We start from the raw sequence: 15,610 nt of genomic DNA on the forward strand, positions 1-15,610 counted from the left end.
GCGTCGTCAGACCAGGGCGGCGGCCTCCTCCACGGAGAGGCCGCCGCCCTCCGCGTACGCCGCCTCGTAGGCGTCGTCGCCCAGGGCGGCCCGTACCGCCGTCTCGGCCGCCGCCCGCATCTCGCTCTCGGTGGGCCCGCGGTGGTGGCCCGGGGGCAGCAGGTGGTCGGCGGCGCCGACGCAGCGGGCGGCGTCCCGCGCGCGGCCGCCCTCGGCGCCGCACAGCGCCATTGCCGCGGTGAGCAGATGCGTGGAGGCCATGTGCGGGCCGACCATCCGGGCCACCGGGTCCTGGGCGTGGGTCAGGGCGGCGCGCACCTTGACCAGTGCCTCGTCGTGCAGGCCCTCCAGGGTGTCGATCCAGCCCTCCACACCGAGGACGAAGCCCTCGAAGACCACGAAGTGCACGGCGCCGAAGTCGTCCCGCAGCAGCACCGTCTGCTCGCGGGCCTCGGCGAACCGGCCGCTGCGGCCGAGCCAGATCGCGAGGAAGAGCCGGGCGGCGGGCATCGCCTCGTTGAGCACGCCGTGGCCCTCCTCCAGGACGTCGCGCAGCATCCGCTCGCCCCGTACGGTCTCGCCCGCGTCGATGAGGGCGTTGCCGAGGCGCGAGCCGAGCACGGCCAACTGGGAGCGCGCGCCGAGGCGTTCTACATGCGTGATGGCCGCCTGGTAGTCGTCGGCCGCGAGCGCGTACGCACCCTGCCGCTCATGGGCCTCGCCGCGGGCGGACAGCGCCTCGGCGGCCCCCCAGGCGTCCCCGATCCGGACGAAGATCTCCAGTGACTCCTCGGCGTCGCGGGTCGCGTCGCCCGCCCAGTCGGAGCGGTTGGCCAGGATGTTGGCGCGCATCTGGAGGGCGACGGCGAGTTCCCAGGTGTAGCCGAGGTCGCGGCAGCTCTCGACGCCGGCGTCGACCACGTGGCGCAGCCGGTCCAGGTCGCCGGTGAGCAGTACGGCGAAGAACCAGAGGTAGCCGGGGTTGCGGCAGACCTGCGGGAAGCCCGGTTCGTAGGTCCGCGTGACGACCCGCAGCCGGGCCTCGGCCTCCGGGGTCTGCCAGAACTCCAGGTCCAGGTCCATGCAGGCGAGATGGAGGAGGTGCAGGCCCCGCCGCGCCTCGGCGAGGACCTCGGGGCGCATCGGCGGCGGGGCCGCGGTGCAGGACTCGTACAGGGGGGTCGCGCGTTCGCCGGGCGGCGCGAACGGGTCGGGGCCGAGGGCGGCGACCTCGCGGGTCCAGCTGCGGGTGATCAGCCGCAGGTCGCGGATCTGCCAGTACCAGGCGAGGGACAGGACCAGGCAGAGCGCCTCCTGCTCGTCCCCGGCGGCCACCGCGTGCTGCAGCGCGGCCCGGGTGTTCTCGCTCTCCAGCTGGAGCCGCTCGACGGCCTCGCGCTGCCCGGGGCCGCGCAGCAGCGGGTCGGTGGTGCGGGCGAGTTCGCGGTAGTACGTGAGGTGGGCGCGCTCCGCGGCGGTGCGGTCCCCGGCCTCGTCGAGCCGCTCCCCGGCGTACTCGGCGACGGTCTCCAGGAGTCGGTAGCGCATGGCGCCCTCGTCCGCGGCGGCGGGCGAAGGGGCCGCCACGACCAGGGACTTGTCGACCAGCGAGCCGAGTGCCTCCAGCGCGGCCGGCCCGCAGACCGCCTCGGCCGCGGCCAGGTCGCAGCCGCCGGCGAAGACGGACAGCCGCCGCAGGACGTCCCGCTCGTCCGCGTCGAGGAGGTCCCAGGACCAGTCGACGACCGCGCGCAGGGTCTGCTGGCGCGGCAGGACGGTCCGGCTGCCCGAGGTGAGCAGCCTGAACCGGTCGTCGAGCCGGTCGGCGATCTGCCGCAGGGTGAGCATCCGCAGCCGGGCTGCGGCGAGTTCGATGGCGAGGGGCAGTCCGTCCAGCCGCCGGCAGATCTCGGCTGCCGCCTCCGGGTCGTCGTCCACCCGGAAACCGGGGCGGGCGGACGCTCCCCGGTCGGCGAGCAGCCGCAGCGCGTACGGCTGCGGCAGGGGTTCCACCGGCCGCAGCAACTCGCCCGGCACACCGAGGGGTTCGCGGCTCGTGGCGAGGACGGTCAGTCCCGGGCAGCGTTCCAGGAGCTGCTCGACGAGCCGGGCCGCGGCGTCCACGACGTGCTCGCAGTTGTCGAGGATGAGCAGCATGCGGCGCTTGGCGCAGTGCTCGGTGAGCCGGACCAGCGGGTCGTCGTTCCGGTCGGTGACCACCCGCATCTCCTCGGCCCCGGCGCCGCGCAGCACGGTCTCGCGGGCCCCGACCGCGGTGAGCACGGCCTCGGGCACCGCCTCCGGGTCGTCGACGGGTGCCAGTTCGGCCAGCCACACGCCGTCGGGCACCGGGACGCCCTCCCCCGCCTCCTGGGAGAGCCGTGTCTTGCCGGCGCCGCCGGGTCCCAGCAACGTGACGAGCCGGGCGCCCGCGAGGTCGCCGCGGATGGTCTCCAGATCGGTGGTGCGCCCGACGAACGAGGTGAGCCGGGCACGCAGGTTGCCGCGGGCCGCGCCGCGCTCCCGCGGATCGGGCCGGGTGGTCCGGTCCGTGTCCGGCCCCCCGACGGCCCCCGCCGCCGGGACCGGGGTCGTACCGGCCGGCGCGGGGCCGGTGGCGCCCCGCAGCAACTCGCCGTGCAGTTCCCGCAGATGCGGCCCGGGGTCGGTGCCGAGCCGGTCCGCCATGAGCTTGCGTACGGACTCGTAGCCGGCGAGTGCCTCGGCCGTGCGGCCCGTGTCGCGCAGGGCGCGCAGGCGCAGCAGTTGGAGGGACTCGTCGAGCGGGTGGGTGTCGCACAGGGCGGTCAGCTCGGGAAGGGCGCGGTCCGCCCGGCCGAGGGCGAGCGACGCGGTGAGGCGGGCCCGGCGGGCGTCGAGCCTGCGGGCCTCCCAGCGGGCCGACTCGGCGGCGCCGTCGGGGAGGTCCGCCAGCGCGGGACCGCGCCACAGGGCGAGGGCGTCGTCCAGGACGGCCGCCGCCTTGTGCGGGTCGGCGTCGGCCAGGGCCCGGGTGCCCTCGTCCACGAGCCGCTCGAAGCGGAGCAGGTCGATGTCGTCGGCCGACGCGCGCAGCCGGTAGCCGCCCTCGGCGGAACCGATCGCGTCGGCGCCCAGGGCCCGGCGCAGACGGCCCACCAGCGCCTGGAGCGCGCCCGTGGCGTCGGCCGGCCGGTCGGCGCCCCACACCTCGTCCACCAGCACGGCCGCGGGCACGGTCCGGCCCGGTCTCAGGGCGAGCACGGTCAGCAGGGCGCGCAACCGTGCCCCGCCGACGGGGAGGGGCGTGCCGTCGGGACGGAGAGCCTGGGTGGTGCCGAGGATGCGGTAGCGCACGAGGTCCATTGTCTCCGGTGGCTTCGGGGCGGGGCGCGGGGTTCCGGCGGCGTGGCGCCCGGGACGTCCTACGGGACGGGAAGACCGGTCCACCCTGCCGGAACTCACAGCGGATCGCGAGACGTTTTCGGCATACGCCCGGTACGGTCGGGCACGCCCATCAGGACGAACCGCCGCGCCGACGCAGGGAGCCCGACCCCATGACCACCGCCACCACCCGGCACAGCGACCGGCGGATCAGCCCCGTCTTCATCGGGATCGTGGCCGTGATGGCGGTCACCGGATGGGCCACCTGGACCGGCTTCGCCGAGCAGCCGGGGGTGGCCGTCTTCCTGTTCGTGACGGCCGCCTGGATCGTGTCCCTGTGCCTGCACGAGTACGCGCACGCGCGCACCGCCCTGCACAGCGGCGACATCTCGATCGGCGCGAAGGGCTATCTGACCCTGAACCCGCTGAAGTACACGCACGCGCTGCTGAGCATCGTGCTGCCCGTGATCTTCGTCATCATGGGCGGCATCGGCCTGCCGGGCGGCGCCGTCTTCATCGAGCGGAACCGCATCAGGGGGCGGTGGCGGCACAGCCTGATCTCCGCGGCGGGCCCGCTGACGAACGTGCTGTTCGCCGTGGTCTGCACGGCCCCGTTCTGGCTGGACGCGCTGGACGGTGTGCCGGCCGAGTTCCAGTTCGCGCTGGCGTTCCTGGCGCTGCTCCAGGTGACGGCCGCGCTGCTGAACTTCCTGCCGGTCCCCGGCCTGGACGGCTACGGCGTGATCGAGCCCTGGCTGTCGTACCAGGTCCGCCGGCAGGTGGAGCCGCTGGCGCCGTTCGGGCTGCTCCTGGTGTTCGCGGTGCTGTGGATCCCCGCGGTGAACGGCGTGTTCTTCGACGCGGTCGACGCGCTCCTGCGCGGCCTCGGCATCGACGAGCTGCGCACGTACTGCGGACAGAACCTCTACCGTTTCTGGACGCAGACCGACCAGTTCTGCGTGGTCGGCCGCTGACGCGCGCGGCCGCGATGCGCGGCCGGTCCTGACGCGCGCTCGCGGCGGGGGCGTGCGGCCGTCGGGTGGCGTGCGGCCGGTGGCGTGCGCGGCCGGCCGGTGCGCGCGGGCCCGGACGGGTGGCCCCGGGCTCAGCCGGTGACGGAGGTGCCGCGCCGGATGCGGTCCCTGCGCAGGTAGTACCAGGTCATGTTGGACGACAGTCCGGCGAGCAGCACCCAGACGATCCCCAGCCAGCTCCCCTGGGCGAAGGAGACGACGGCCGCGGCGACGGCGAGCACGCAGACGACGAGGGCGTAGAGGGAGAGTCGGGGCATGGGTCGGGCTCCTGTCGGGGGGACACTGCTTCGCTCCAGTGTCCCCCACGCCCGCTGCGGGTCGCGCCGGTGGCCCCGGCCCCGACGGGCGGGCCGTGGGCCCGGGCCGCGCGGCGCACGGGTGAGCCGCCTGCCCGGCGTCCGGGCCCGTCCCGGGTCCGCCCCGTCGCGAGGCCGCCACGGACCGGCCGCCGGAGCCGCCCTCGCCGCCCTCCGTTCGCCCCGCCCCGCCCCGCCCCGGGACCGCTTGTCCGGGGCGGGCGGCGGGAGGCGTGCGACGGGTGTGCCGCCCTACACGTCGGTCAGGCGCAGGCCCGCGTGGGCCTTGTACCGCCGGTTGACCGAGATGAGGTTCGCGACCAGCGACTCGACCTGGTGGGCGTTGCGCAGCCGCCCGGCGAAGATGCCGCGCATCCCGGGGATGCGCCCGGCCAGCGCCTGCACGATCTCGACGTCCGCCCTCTCCTCGCCGAGGACCATCACGTCGGTGTCGATCTCGGCGATCCCCGGGTCCTGGAGCAGCACCGCGGAGAGGTGGTGGAAGGCGGCCGTCACCCGGGACTCGGGCAGCAGGGCGGCGGCCTGCTCGGCCGCGCTGCCCTCCTCGGGCTTCAGCGCGTACGCGCCCTTCTTGTCGAAGCCCAGCGGGTTGACGCAGTCGACGACGAGCTTGCCGGCCAGCTCCGCGCGCAGTGACTCCAGCGTCCGGCCGTGGCCGTCCCACGGCACGGCGACGATGACGATGTCGCTGCGGCGCGCGGTCTCGGCGTTGTCCGCGCCCTCGACGCCGTGGCCGAGTTCGTCGGCCGCGGCCGCGGCCCGCTCGGCGGCCCGCGAGCCGATGATCACCTTCTGGCCGGCCAGGGCCAGCCGGTAGGCGAGGCCCTTGCCCTGCGGACCGGTGCCGCCGAGGACACCGACGACGAGCCCGGAGACGTCGGGAAGGTCCCAGGGGTCCTTCGCGGGGGCCTTCTGTGCGCTGTCAGTAGAGGTCATGGGCCGACCTTACGTGCGCGGCCCGCGTCCGCGGCGCTCAGGTGGGAGCCGTCACGGGACCTGCCGGCGGGCCGGTGCCCCGCGTGCTCCGAAGCCGCCCCAGCCGTACGGGAGTCCGGCTGCCGCGCCTCGCCGCCGGCAGGGCCGCGGACTCCGGCGCGGGCGCGGCGGAACGGGCCGCGGGAGCGGCGGGGTGCGCGGGGCTGCTCCGAAGTGGGCGCCGTGGCGGCGGAGTTGGCCGGCGCGCGGCCACGAGACCGGGCGGCCCCCCGCCGCGGGGGCCGCGCGACCGTCGGGGCGTCGTCGGCGCGGCCCCGCGCACCCGGTCCGCGCACCCTGTCCGTACGGCCGGGCCGGACACTCCGCCCGGACCGGGCGAATCCATCGCGAACCCCGCACGGCGGGCGGCCCGTTGCGGCAGGATGCGTGGTCATGGATGCCGTACGGGTCGCCCTGCTGCGCGAAGTGCTCGCCGGAACCGAGTGGCTGGGCGCCACCCGGCGGTTCGCGGGGGCGCTGCGCTCCTCGGTGCTGCCGCACGGGGGCGGGCTGCTGCTGGTGGGGACGGCGGAGTCCGAACCGTGGCACCTGGCCGCGCATCTGGTGGACGAGGCGGCCTGGTCGGGGACGCCGGAACTGGCGCCGACGCTCGTGCGGCACGCGGCACGGCCCGGTGACCCGGCCCATCTGGCGGTGGGGCTCGGCCGGATCGAGGCGGCCAGGCGGGGCGAGACCCTGCTGGTCGTCGCGCCCGGGGCGCCGGGTGCGCCACTCCTGGAGCGGGTCCACGACGCCCGCCGGGCCGGAGCGACCGTGCTCGCGCTGGACTCCGGCGACCACGACCTGCACGCGATGGCGCACGAGGCGCTGGCGGTGCCGCCCGGCCAGGACCTCGACCTGGACACCGTGCAGCACCTGGTGAGCGCGGCCGCCGGGGAGAACGCGCTGCCCGCGCCGCGGGGACGCAGTCGGGTGCGGGACCGGCTGTCACGGCTCGCCGACCGCCTGACGTCACCGCCGCCCGCCCGCTGGTGAGGTGACGGCCCCGCCCCGGAAAAGCGTTTGCCCCGGCCGGGGGCGGGACGGACGATGGCCCGTCGTGACACACCCTTCTCCCGACACCGCCGGTCCAGCCGACCCCGCCGACCCCGGGGCCGACGCCACCGCTCCCGCCCCGGCGCCGGTCCCCGATCCCGGTCCGGCCCCCTCGCGGCTGCGGTCGCTGCTGCCCGACCTGGCCCCCTGGCGGACCTCCGCCGACTTCAGACGGCTGTGGGTGGCCGGGCTCGTCACCAACTTCGGCAGCTTCCTGACGTTCGTGGCGCTGCCCGTGCAGATGAAGGAACTGACCGGGTCGGTGGTCGCCGTCGGCGCGATCGGCGCCGTGGAACTCCTGCCGCTGATCGTCTTCGGCCTGTACGGCGGGGCCCTCGCGGACGCCCTGGACAAGCGCCGGCTGATCCTGTGGTCGGAGGCGGGGCAGGGGCTCCTCTGCGGCGCGCTGCTGGTCAACGCGCTGCTGCCGGAGCCCCTGGTGTGGCCGCTGTACGCGGTGGCCGCGCTCTCCTCCGCGCTCGTCGCGGTGCAGCGGCCGGCCCTGGACGCGCTCACCCCGCGCATCGTGCGGCACGAGCACCTGCCCGCCGCCGCCGCGCTCAACTCGCTGCGCTGGACGGTCGGCGGTGTCGCGGGTCCCGCAGCCGCCGGCCTCGTCGTCGCGTACGCGGGCCTCGGCTGGGCCTACGCCGCGGACCTCGCCACCTTCGTGGTGTCGGTGCTGCTCGCCCTCGGTCTCGCCGCCTCGCCCGCCGCCCACGAGGCCGCGAAGCCGTCGCTGCGCTCCATCGCGGAGGGGGCGCGGTACGCCTGGAGCCGCAAGGAGCTGCTGGGCACCTACGCCATCGACCTGGCCGCCATGTTCCTCGCCTTCCCGCTGGCGGTGCTGCCCTTCCTGGCGGACGAGCTGGACGCCGAGTGGTCGCTGGGCCTGATGTACGCGGCGCTGCCCGCCGGGGCACTGCTGGTGAGCCTGACGAGCGGCTGGACCTCGCGGGTCCACCGGCACGGGCGGGCGGTGGTGCTGGCGGCGGCGTGCTGGGGCCTGTCGATGGTGGCCGCGGGGGCCGTGCACAGCGTGTGGCCGGTGCTGCTCCTCCTGACCCTCGCCGGCTGTTTCGACATGGTCAGCGGGATCTTCCGTGCGGCGATGTGGAACCAGACGATCCCGGACGAGTTGCGGGGCCGTTTGGCCGGGATCGAGCTGCTCTCGTACTCCGTCGGGCCGCAGCTGGGCCAGGTCCGGGCCGGCGGGATGGCCGCGTGGACGAGCGTACGGACGTCGGTGTGGGCCGGCGGCGTGCTGTGCGTGGCGGCGGTCGGGGCGCTCGCGCTGTGCCTTCCCCGGCTGATGGCGTACGACGTACGGACGAACGAGCACGCCGTGCGGCTGAAGCAGGCGCGGGAGGCCGCGGGCGCCGGCACGTGACCCCCACCGTCCGGGTGCGCGCCCCGGGGCCTCCCCCGGCCCCGACCGGCCGACCCGGATTCGGCGCCCCGGGCCGTTCCCGGACCGGCCGCCCCCACCTCACCCGGCACCCCGCACCCCGCACCCCGCAGGGGAGTCCCGCACGCTGCGGCCGGCCCCGGGCCGGAGGTGCCCGGCGGGGCCGGGTCGGACCGGGGCGCGGGAACGGCCCGGGACCAGGGTGGCGCCGGACCCCTCGCCCCGTGAGGGGCGGCCGGTGTCAGTCGTCGTCCTTGCCGCGGGCCGCGGAGTCGTGCCAGCGGGGGTCGTTCTCCCATTCGAGGTTGCGCTCGCGGGCGGTGTCCATCGCGTTCTGGGCCTCGACGCGGGACGGGTACGGTCCGAAACGGTCCTTGCCCGGGCAGTCGGGGCCCTCCTCGACCTTCTTGTGCTCCAGGCAGTAGTACCACTCGCCCGGCTTCCCGACCGTCCGCTTCTTGAACAGGGCCATGACTCGGGCTCCTTTCGCCGCTGACATCGTCCCCCACCACGCGCTGGTTAGACTCGCTGGCATGTCTGGCCAGTCGCTGCTCGTACCAGGGGAGCTCTCTCCCACCCTTCCCGTGCCGGGAAACATCAGGCGTCCCGAGTACGTGGGCAAGCCCGCCCCCGCCTCGTACACCGGCCCCGAGGTCCAGTCCCCGGAGACGGTCGAGGCGATGCGCGTCGCGGGCCGTATCGCCGCGCGGGCGATGGCGGAGGCGGCGAAGCTGATCGCACCCGGCGTCACCACGGACGAACTGGACCAGGTCGCCCACGAGTACATGTGCGACCACGGCGCCTATCCGTCCACGCTCGGCTACCGCGGCTTCCCGAAGTCGCTGTGCACCTCCGTGAACGAGGTCATCTGCCACGGCATCCCGGACTCCACTGTCCTGCGTGACGGCGACATCATCAACCTCGACGTGACGGCGTACATCGGGGGCGTGCACGGCGACAACAACGCCACGTACCTCGTCGGGGACGTGGACGAGGAGTCGCGGCTGCTCGTCGAGCGGACCCGCGAGTCCCTGGACCGCGCGATCAAGGCCGTCCGGCCGGGCCGGCAGATCAACATCATCGGACGGGTCATCGAGTCGTACGCGAAGCGGTTCGGGTACGGGGTCGTGCGGGACTTCACCGGGCACGGCATCAACTCGTCGTTCCACTCCGGCCTGATCGTCCCGCACTACGACAGCCCGCACGCGACGACCGTCATCCAGCCGGGGATGACCTTCACCATCGAGCCGATGCTGACGCTGGGCACGCACGACTACGACATGTGGGACGACGGCTGGACGGTCGTCACCAAGGACCGGAAGCGGACCGCGCAGTTCGAGCACACGCTCGTCGTCACGGACAGCGGCGCGGAGATCCTCACGCTGCCGTAGTCCGCACGGCCGCCCGCGCCCCGGGCTGCCCCCGTCCGTCCCGAGCCGCCCACTTCCACCGGAGTGGGCGGCTTCGCCATGTGGGTCCCCGGGGCATTCGGGGTACGGTTTTACCGACAGGGCGTCGGGAAGCTGTTGACTTAGGTAAGCCTAACCATAGAAGATGAGCCCGGCCCTCATCCACCCTTCGGCCCCGGAGGTCCCCATGAACTCGTCGAGCACACCGTTCTCGACGCTCATCCGCACCGCCTCCCACGAGCAGCACGTGGAGGCGGAGACCTCGACGTTCATGAGCGACCTGCTCGGCGGCAGGCTCGGTGTCGACGCGTACGCCCGCTACACCGAGCAGCTCTGGTTCGTGTACCGCGCGCTGGAGGCCCGCGCGGACGAGCTGGCCGCGGACCCCGTGGCGGGGCCGTTCATCAGGCCCGAGCTGATGCGGCTCGCGTCCCTGGAGCGCGACCTCGCCCATCTGCGGGGCGAAGGCTGGCGTGACGGTCTCGAGCCCCTGCCCGCGACGGAGGAGTACGCGGCGCGGGTCGCCGAGTGCGCGCTCACCTGGCGCGGCGGATATGTGGCCCACCACTACACCCGCTACCTCGGAGACCTCTCGGGCGGCCAGATCATCCGCGGCAGGGCGGAGCAGACCTGGGGCTTCGCCCGCAAGGGCGACGGGGTGCGGTTCTACGTGTTCGAGGGCATCGGCAACCCCGCGGCGTTCAAGCGGGAGTACCGCGAACTGCTCGACGCAGTCGCGGCGGACGACCTGGAGAAGCAGCGGATGGTCGCCGAGTGCAAGCGTGCGTTCGCCCTGAACACCGGCGTCTTCCAGGCCCTCGGCGAGGAGTTCCGGCTGAGCGCGTGAGCGGGGCCCCGCGACGGGGCATCGGCACGGACGCCCGTGCCCCGGCGCCGCGGCGTCCGGGCACGGGCGTCCGCCGCGTTCAGCGTTCGAGGACGACCCGGCCGCCCACTTCCACCCAGCCCTCGGGCTGCGGGGCCGTGAGGATCTGGGAGCCCGTGCCCTGGACGATGTTCAGGGCACGGCCGAGCCGGTCCGTCAGGAGCAGTGCCGCGGCGCCCGTCGCCTCGTCCTCGTCGATGCCGTCGCCGCGTCCGGGGAAGGCGCGGGCGCGGACACGGCCCGCCGCCTCGTCCTCCCAGGCCCACGCGTAGATCCACTCCCCCGGCGGCGGCACCTCCAGCGCGTCGACCTCGGCGGCCGTGCCGTACTGGCGCAGGGTGCGCGGCGGGGCCCACTCGGGGCGGGCCTCGATCCAGCTGAACTCGCCGTCCAGGCGGGTCCCCACCACTCCCGCGGGCGTGACGAGTTCGGGTACGTCGAGGAGCCAGGCCGTACCGACGCACGGGTGCCCGGCGAAGGGCAGCCGCAGGGTGGGCGTGTAGATGTCGATGACCCCGCGCTCGGGGTCGTCGACGAAGACGGTCTCGCTGAAGCCGAGTTTGGCCGCGAGGGCCTGCCGCTCGTCGGGCTCCGGCACCACGGAACCGTTCCGTACGACACCGAGTTCGTTGCCGTACCCTCCGCGGGGCCCGCAGAAGACCCGCAGCACGTCGTAATCAGTCACTCCGGCATTCAAACACCACTCCACCTGCACGCGCGCACCCGGCCGCCGGCCCCGGTGGGGGCGGCGGCCGGGTGCGTCCCGTTCGGGTCAGGCCCGGGCGGATTCGGTGCCCCGGCGGCGGCGCACCGCGAGCACGACGCCCGCGCCCGCCGCGACGGTGACGGCGGCCGCGGCGCCGAGGGCGCCCGCGGGAACGTCCGAGCCGGTGGCGGCGAGACCGCCGGTCACGCCGCCCGTGGTGGAGCCGGTGGCGCCGGCGCCGCCGGTCGTCCCCGCTCCTCCGGTGCCGCCCGTACCGCCCGAGGTGCCGGTGGACGAGCCCGGGCCGGTGCCCGGGAGGTCGGCGTCCTCGGACAGTGCGACGGACAGGTCGACGGGGTCGAGGGCGGCGCCCGCCTGGTAGAAGCCGCCGAAGGCCTCCGCGCCCGCCTTGGTGAGGGTGGCGGTGACGTCGTCGAGGGTGATGACGTCGTTCTTGGCCTTCAGGTCGGCCGACCCGGGCTTCAGTTCGGCGAGGGTCACGTCGTCCGACTTGTCGCCGAGGCTGTCCACGTCGGCCGTGAGCGTGCCCGAGCCGCCGTCGATCTCGGCCCTGAGGTCGCTGAGGGTCAGGTCGAGGCCGTAGGTGCCGTTCTCCTTGTGGCCCTTGAAGTTGACCGAGCCCTTGAAGGCCGCCTTCAGGGTGTCGGCCTCCGTGTCGTAGGTGCCGGTGGCGTCCACGAAGGTGAGGATCCCGTTGCCCGCGGCCCGGGTCGCCCCGTCGGAGACGGTGATCCTCCCCTTGGCTGCACCGTCCACCACGTAGGTGCGGAAGGACTGCTTCACGCCCCAGCCGAGGGTGCCGTCGGTGACCTCCCCGCGTGCGGGGGCGCCGGTCGGCGACGCGCTCGTGGAGGCGGAGTGCGACGGGTTGGCGGAGGTGCCGGCCGAGGGGCTCGCGGAGGCGCTGGGGGACGTGGACGTCGACGGGGAGGCCGACGGGCTCGTGGAGTTCGTGGCGGACGGGCTCGGCGACTGCGTCTTCTTCTCCACCACCGTGAGCGGGTCCCCGGCCGCGTTCGCGTAGCCGGCGCTGCCGAAGACGTCCGCCGCCTGGGTCGTGAGCCTGGTCGGCATGTCGGTCATCGTGCGGGTGACGGTGACCTCGGCGAGCGGCACGTCGTCGGAGGTGGTGCCGTTGCGGGTGACGTCGGCCGTGACCCTCGCGGCCTTGCTGTCGAACTTGACGTCGGACAGGGTGAGTTCGAAGCCGTGCAGCGTGGAGGAGATCTTCAGGCTGCCGGCGAAGCCGAGCGCCACGGTGTGGCCCTCGGAGTCGTAGGTGCCCGTGCCGTCGGCGAAGGTGAACGCCCCGTTGTCCTTGGCCTGCGTGGCGCCGCCCGTGGGCGTGAAGGCGCCGGCCGCCATGCCGGTCACGTACGCGCGGTAGGACTGCTTGATGCCCCAGGTCAGTTCGTAGCCCTTGAGCGGTACCTCGGCGGCGGACGCCGGCATCGCGGCGAGCGCGGTGGCGCCCAGGGTGACGGCCGTCGCGCAGGCGGCGGCGAGGGCTGTGGGGCGGCGGCGGTTGGCGGCCATGGTGGTGGGTCTCCTTGGTTCGGTGCGGGAGTCCGCCGGGGCGGACGGGGGAAGAGGACTCAGTCCTCCTGGGGGGCGTCGGCGGCCGGTGCGGCGCGACGCCTGCGGATGATCACGAGGGCTGCCGCGGCCGCGACGAGGGAGCCGGCCACGAGGCCGACGGGCAGGACGGGGAAGTCCGCTCCGCCCGCGGCGGCCCGGGCCCCGGGTTCGGGTGTCCGCTCGGCCGGCGCGGCCTTCGGCGTGGCGGACTCCGTGCTGCCGAGGTCGGGCAGCGCGGGCAGTTCGGCGCCGCCGGCCAGGGCGACGGCGAGGGAGACGGGGTCCATCTGCGTGCCCGCCCTGTACATCCCGCCGAACGCCTCGGCGCCCTCGGCGGTCAGTTCCGCGGGTGCCTCGGTGACCGAGGCGAGGCCCTCCCGCGCCGTGAGCCCCTTCGCGGTGAAGGTGACGAGCGGGACCCTACGGTCCGTGTCGCCCGCGCTGGTGACGTCGGCGTAGAGCGTGCCCCGGCCGCGGTCCGTGACCTCGGCTCGGACCGCGCCGAGCTTCAGGTCGAGCCCCTGTTCGCCGGTGAAGCGGACGGCTCCGGCGAAGGTCGCTTCAAGGGTCCGCCGCTTCGCGTCGTACGTGCCCGACCCCTCGGGGAAGCGGAAGAGCGCGCCGCCGTCCTGGGCGCCCCCGCTGAGCTTCCAGTCGCCCCGGGCGATCTCCCCGGTGACGTACTCGCGGAAGGTGCGGCGTACGCCCCAGTCGACGGCACCGTCCTTGATCCGCCCCGGATCCCCCTTCTCCTTCCCGGACTTCGTCGGGGAGGGCGACGCGGTGCGCGAGGGTTCGGCGGCGGCCGCCGGCCGGACGTCCGCGGACAGGCTCACCGGGTCGAGGGCGGTGCCCGCGGTGTAGTACCCGGCGAACGACCTCGCGCCCTGGGCGGTCAGCGTGGCGGGCAGGTTCTCGATCCGGACGGCGTCGCCGCCGCCCCTCATGTCGACGCCGCCCAGTGAGAGGGAGGCGAAGGGCACCTGCGAGGACGTCGTGACCGCCCCGGTGCCCTTCGCCCTGCTCGTGATGTCGACGTACAGGGTGCCGCCGCCCCCGGAGAGGCGGACGGTGGGTCGGCTGATCGTCAGGTCGAGCTGGTGGACGCCGTTCTCCTGTTTGTGCCCGAGGAAGTGGACACCCCCGGAGAAGCCCGCGGAGAAGGCGCCCGAGGCGCCGTCGTACGAACCGGTCGCCGAGTGGAAGCGGAACTGGCTGCCGCCGACGGTGGCGGCTCCTCCCGTGAGGGAGAAGCCGCCCTTCGCCACCGGTCCTGTCACGTAGCTCTGGAACGAGGACTTGATGCCCCAGTCCAGTCGGCCGCCCTGCACGGTGCGGCTCTGCGCGTGGGCGGCGCCGGCGGGGAGCAGGGCTCCGAGCACGGCCGCGCACAACGCGGCGACCACGAGCCGCAGTCGGGCGGGGGCCGGACGCGAACCGTGGAACGAGTCGCCGCGTGGGCGCAGCCTCGGTGGCAGGGCGCGCGGTCGCGAGGGCATGGGGGTCCTCCGGGGACGGGCGGATTCCGGCCGGACCCGATGCGATCCTGGCAAGAAAGGTAAGGCTAACCTAAGCTATGCGAGCCGGTGCGGGAAGCGCCGGTTGAGACAGAAGGGGCCGGGACGCGCCAAAGGCCCCCCGGTGCAGGGAAGTCGGGGTCGCGTCCGCGGCCCGGGCGCCCAGCCGGGCACGACCGGCGGACCGGGGCGTGCCCCGCGAACCGAAAGGAACGACGCGACAGTGCGACGCATGCGTACACGAGTGGCGGGTGCACTGCTGTCGGTGCTCGCGCTCACGGCGACGGGCTGCGGCTCCGGGGGCGGACCCGGCGGGGGCGGACCCGACGGCGGGTCGGACACCGCGGCACGCCCCGCCGCGGCGGCCGACCGCGTGGAGCCCCTGGCGGACCCGCCCGAGCCGCAACTCCCGGTCACCGTGCGCTCGTCCGACGGCCGCGAGGTGACGGTCAGGGACGCGCGGCGCGTCGTCCCGCTCTCCGGCAGCCTCAGCGAGATCGTCTTCACGCTCGGCCTCGGCGACCGGGTCGTGGCCCGTGACATCACCGCCACCTTCGCCCAGGCCGGGAAGCTGCCGGTGGTCACCCGCAACCACGACGTGTCCGCGGAGAGCGTGCTGTCCCTGAAGCCGGACCTCGTGCTCGCGGAGGCCACCACGGGGCCCGAGGAGGCCATGGACCAGATCCGCGACGCGGGCGTCCCGGTCCTCGTGGTCGCCCCGGCGCGGGGCCTCGGCGACGTGGGCCCGCGCATCGGCGCCGTCGCCCGCGCGCTCGGCGTGCCGGCAGCGGGCAAGGAGCTGACCGAGCGCTCCGAGCAGCGGATCGCCGCCGTGCGCAAGGGCATTCCGCGCCGCGGCGACCGGCCGCGTGTCGCCTTCCTCTACCTGCGCGGCTCCGCCTCGGTCCATCTGATCGGCGGCCGGGGCTCGGGAGCCACCTCGCTGCTCGAAGCGGCGGGCGCCGTGGACGCGGGCGCCGAGTCCGGTCTGCGGAAGGACTTCACCGCGATCACCACGGAGGCCCTCTCCGGCGCGGCCCCCGACGCGATCCTCGTGATGTCCAAGGGACTGGAGTCCGTCGGCGGCGTGGACGGACTCGTCGAGATCCCCGGCGTCGCCCAGACGCCCGCGGGCATGAACCGCCGGGTCGTCGCGATCGAGGACGGCGTCCTCCTCAACTACGGCCCCCGCACGGACCGGGTCCTCACCTCGATCGTCGACCAGTTGTACGGGGACACGCCGTGACCGTGACCGGCAAGGACCCCGCGCCCGGGCCCCCGCCGCCGGCCGGCGGCGCGCGGACCGGCCCCGGCGGCGCACCCGCACGAGCGACGGACGC

General features: G+C 74.9%; 13 protein-coding genes. 6 read left to right on the forward strand and 7 right to left on the reverse strand.

Annotated features, from left to right (window positions below; all coding sequences use genetic code 11):
- Positions 1–6: 6 nt before the first annotated feature.
- Positions 7–3,345: an AfsR/SARP family transcriptional regulator gene (locus tag IE265_RS18490; RefSeq protein WP_190036707.1), complete on the reverse strand. Its 3,339-nt coding sequence runs from the start codon at positions 3,343–3,345 to the stop codon at positions 7–9.
- A gap of 191 nt (positions 3,346–3,536) precedes the next feature.
- Here IE265_RS18490 and IE265_RS18495 point away from each other — a divergent pair, with 191 nt between their 5' ends.
- Entirely contained in the window at positions 3,537–4,337 is an 801-nt protein-coding gene (locus IE265_RS18495; RefSeq protein WP_190036708.1) for a site-2 protease family protein, read from the forward strand.
- Positions 4,338–4,468: 131 nt separating this feature from the next.
- Here IE265_RS18495 and IE265_RS18500 read toward each other — a convergent pair whose 3' ends face one another.
- On the reverse strand, positions 4,469–4,654 hold the full coding sequence (locus tag IE265_RS18500) for a hypothetical protein (protein ID WP_190036709.1): 186 nt from the start codon (positions 4,652–4,654) through the stop codon (positions 4,469–4,471).
- A gap of 291 nt (positions 4,655–4,945) precedes the next feature.
- The gene (npdG, locus tag IE265_RS18505; RefSeq protein ID WP_190036710.1) at positions 4,946–5,650 is read right to left on the reverse strand and encodes an NADPH-dependent F420 reductase; all 705 of its coding nucleotides are present in this window, start codon (positions 5,648–5,650) and stop codon (positions 4,946–4,948) included.
- A gap of 432 nt (positions 5,651–6,082) precedes the next feature.
- Between npdG and IE265_RS18510 the strand changes: the two genes are divergently transcribed.
- Positions 6,083–6,685 (forward strand): hypothetical protein, encoded by a 603-nt coding sequence (locus tag IE265_RS18510; protein WP_190036711.1) that lies wholly within the window; start codon positions 6,083–6,085, stop codon positions 6,683–6,685.
- A 178-nt stretch (positions 6,686–6,863) separates the two neighbouring features.
- Positions 6,864–8,135 (forward strand): MFS transporter, encoded by a 1,272-nt coding sequence (locus IE265_RS18515; protein WP_190036795.1) that lies wholly within the window; start codon positions 6,864–6,866, stop codon positions 8,133–8,135.
- 259 nt (positions 8,136–8,394) lie between these two features.
- Here IE265_RS18515 and IE265_RS18520 read toward each other — a convergent pair whose 3' ends face one another.
- Positions 8,395–8,625, reverse strand: coding sequence for a hypothetical protein (locus IE265_RS18520; RefSeq protein ID WP_190036712.1), 231 nt, complete (start codon positions 8,623–8,625; stop codon positions 8,395–8,397).
- Between the two features lie 61 nt (positions 8,626–8,686).
- Between IE265_RS18520 and map the strand changes: the two genes are divergently transcribed.
- Complete coding sequence (map, locus tag IE265_RS18525) at positions 8,687–9,544, forward strand: type I methionyl aminopeptidase (RefSeq protein ID WP_190036713.1); 858 nt, start codon at positions 8,687–8,689, stop codon at positions 9,542–9,544.
- Positions 9,545–9,749: 205 nt separating this feature from the next.
- Positions 9,750–10,409 (forward strand): biliverdin-producing heme oxygenase, encoded by a 660-nt coding sequence (locus tag IE265_RS18530; RefSeq protein WP_190036714.1) that lies wholly within the window; start codon positions 9,750–9,752, stop codon positions 10,407–10,409.
- 79 nt (positions 10,410–10,488) lie between these two features.
- Here the strand turns inward: IE265_RS18530 and IE265_RS18535 are convergent, their stop codons facing one another.
- The 3 genes from IE265_RS18535 to IE265_RS18545 form a co-directional block, all read right to left on the reverse strand.
- On the reverse strand, positions 10,489–11,133 hold the full coding sequence (locus tag IE265_RS18535; protein ID WP_190036715.1) for a PhzF family phenazine biosynthesis protein: 645 nt from the start codon (positions 11,131–11,133) through the stop codon (positions 10,489–10,491).
- 87 nt (positions 11,134–11,220) lie between these two features.
- Entirely contained in the window at positions 11,221–12,711 is a 1,491-nt protein-coding gene (locus IE265_RS18540) for an HtaA domain-containing protein (protein ID WP_190036716.1), read from the reverse strand.
- A 59-nt stretch (positions 12,712–12,770) separates the two neighbouring features.
- The gene (locus IE265_RS18545) at positions 12,771–14,252 is read right to left on the reverse strand and encodes an HtaA domain-containing protein (protein ID WP_190036717.1); all 1,482 of its coding nucleotides are present in this window, start codon (positions 14,250–14,252) and stop codon (positions 12,771–12,773) included.
- 250 nt (positions 14,253–14,502) lie between these two features.
- Between IE265_RS18545 and IE265_RS18550 the strand changes: the two genes are divergently transcribed.
- Entirely contained in the window at positions 14,503–15,516 is a 1,014-nt protein-coding gene (locus IE265_RS18550; protein ID WP_190036718.1) for a heme/hemin ABC transporter substrate-binding protein, read from the forward strand.
- The last annotated feature ends 94 nt before the right edge of the window (positions 15,517–15,610 follow it).

The organism is Streptomyces fructofermentans (assembly GCF_014651055.1).
GTDB classification, from domain to species: Bacteria; Actinomycetota; Actinomycetes; order Streptomycetales; family Streptomycetaceae; genus Streptomyces; species Streptomyces fructofermentans.

Excerpts from the sequence above, each read along its gene's own strand:
- IE265_RS18490 (WP_190036707.1), bottom strand. The coding sequence starts at position 3,345 with ATGGACCTCGTGCGCTACCGCATCCTCGGCACCACCCAGGCTCTCCGT.
- IE265_RS18495 (WP_190036708.1), top strand. The coding sequence starts at position 3,537 with ATGACCACCGCCACCACCCGGCACAGCGACCGGCGGATCAGCCCCGTC.
- IE265_RS18500 (WP_190036709.1), bottom strand. The coding sequence starts at position 4,654 with ATGCCCCGACTCTCCCTCTACGCCCTCGTCGTCTGCGTGCTCGCCGTC.
- npdG (WP_190036710.1), bottom strand. The coding sequence starts at position 5,650 with ATGACCTCTACTGACAGCGCACAGAAGGCCCCCGCGAAGGACCCCTGG.
- IE265_RS18510 (WP_190036711.1), top strand. The coding sequence starts at position 6,083 with ATGGATGCCGTACGGGTCGCCCTGCTGCGCGAAGTGCTCGCCGGAACC.
- IE265_RS18520 (WP_190036712.1), bottom strand. The coding sequence starts at position 8,625 with ATGGCCCTGTTCAAGAAGCGGACGGTCGGGAAGCCGGGCGAGTGGTAC.
- map (WP_190036713.1), top strand. The coding sequence starts at position 8,687 with ATGTCTGGCCAGTCGCTGCTCGTACCAGGGGAGCTCTCTCCCACCCTT.
- IE265_RS18530 (WP_190036714.1), top strand. The coding sequence starts at position 9,750 with ATGAACTCGTCGAGCACACCGTTCTCGACGCTCATCCGCACCGCCTCC.
- IE265_RS18540 (WP_190036716.1), bottom strand. The coding sequence starts at position 12,711 with ATGGCCGCCAACCGCCGCCGCCCCACAGCCCTCGCCGCCGCCTGCGCG.
- IE265_RS18545 (WP_190036717.1), bottom strand. The coding sequence starts at position 14,252 with ATGCCCTCGCGACCGCGCGCCCTGCCACCGAGGCTGCGCCCACGCGGC.
- IE265_RS18550 (WP_190036718.1), top strand. The coding sequence starts at position 14,503 with ATGCGTACACGAGTGGCGGGTGCACTGCTGTCGGTGCTCGCGCTCACG.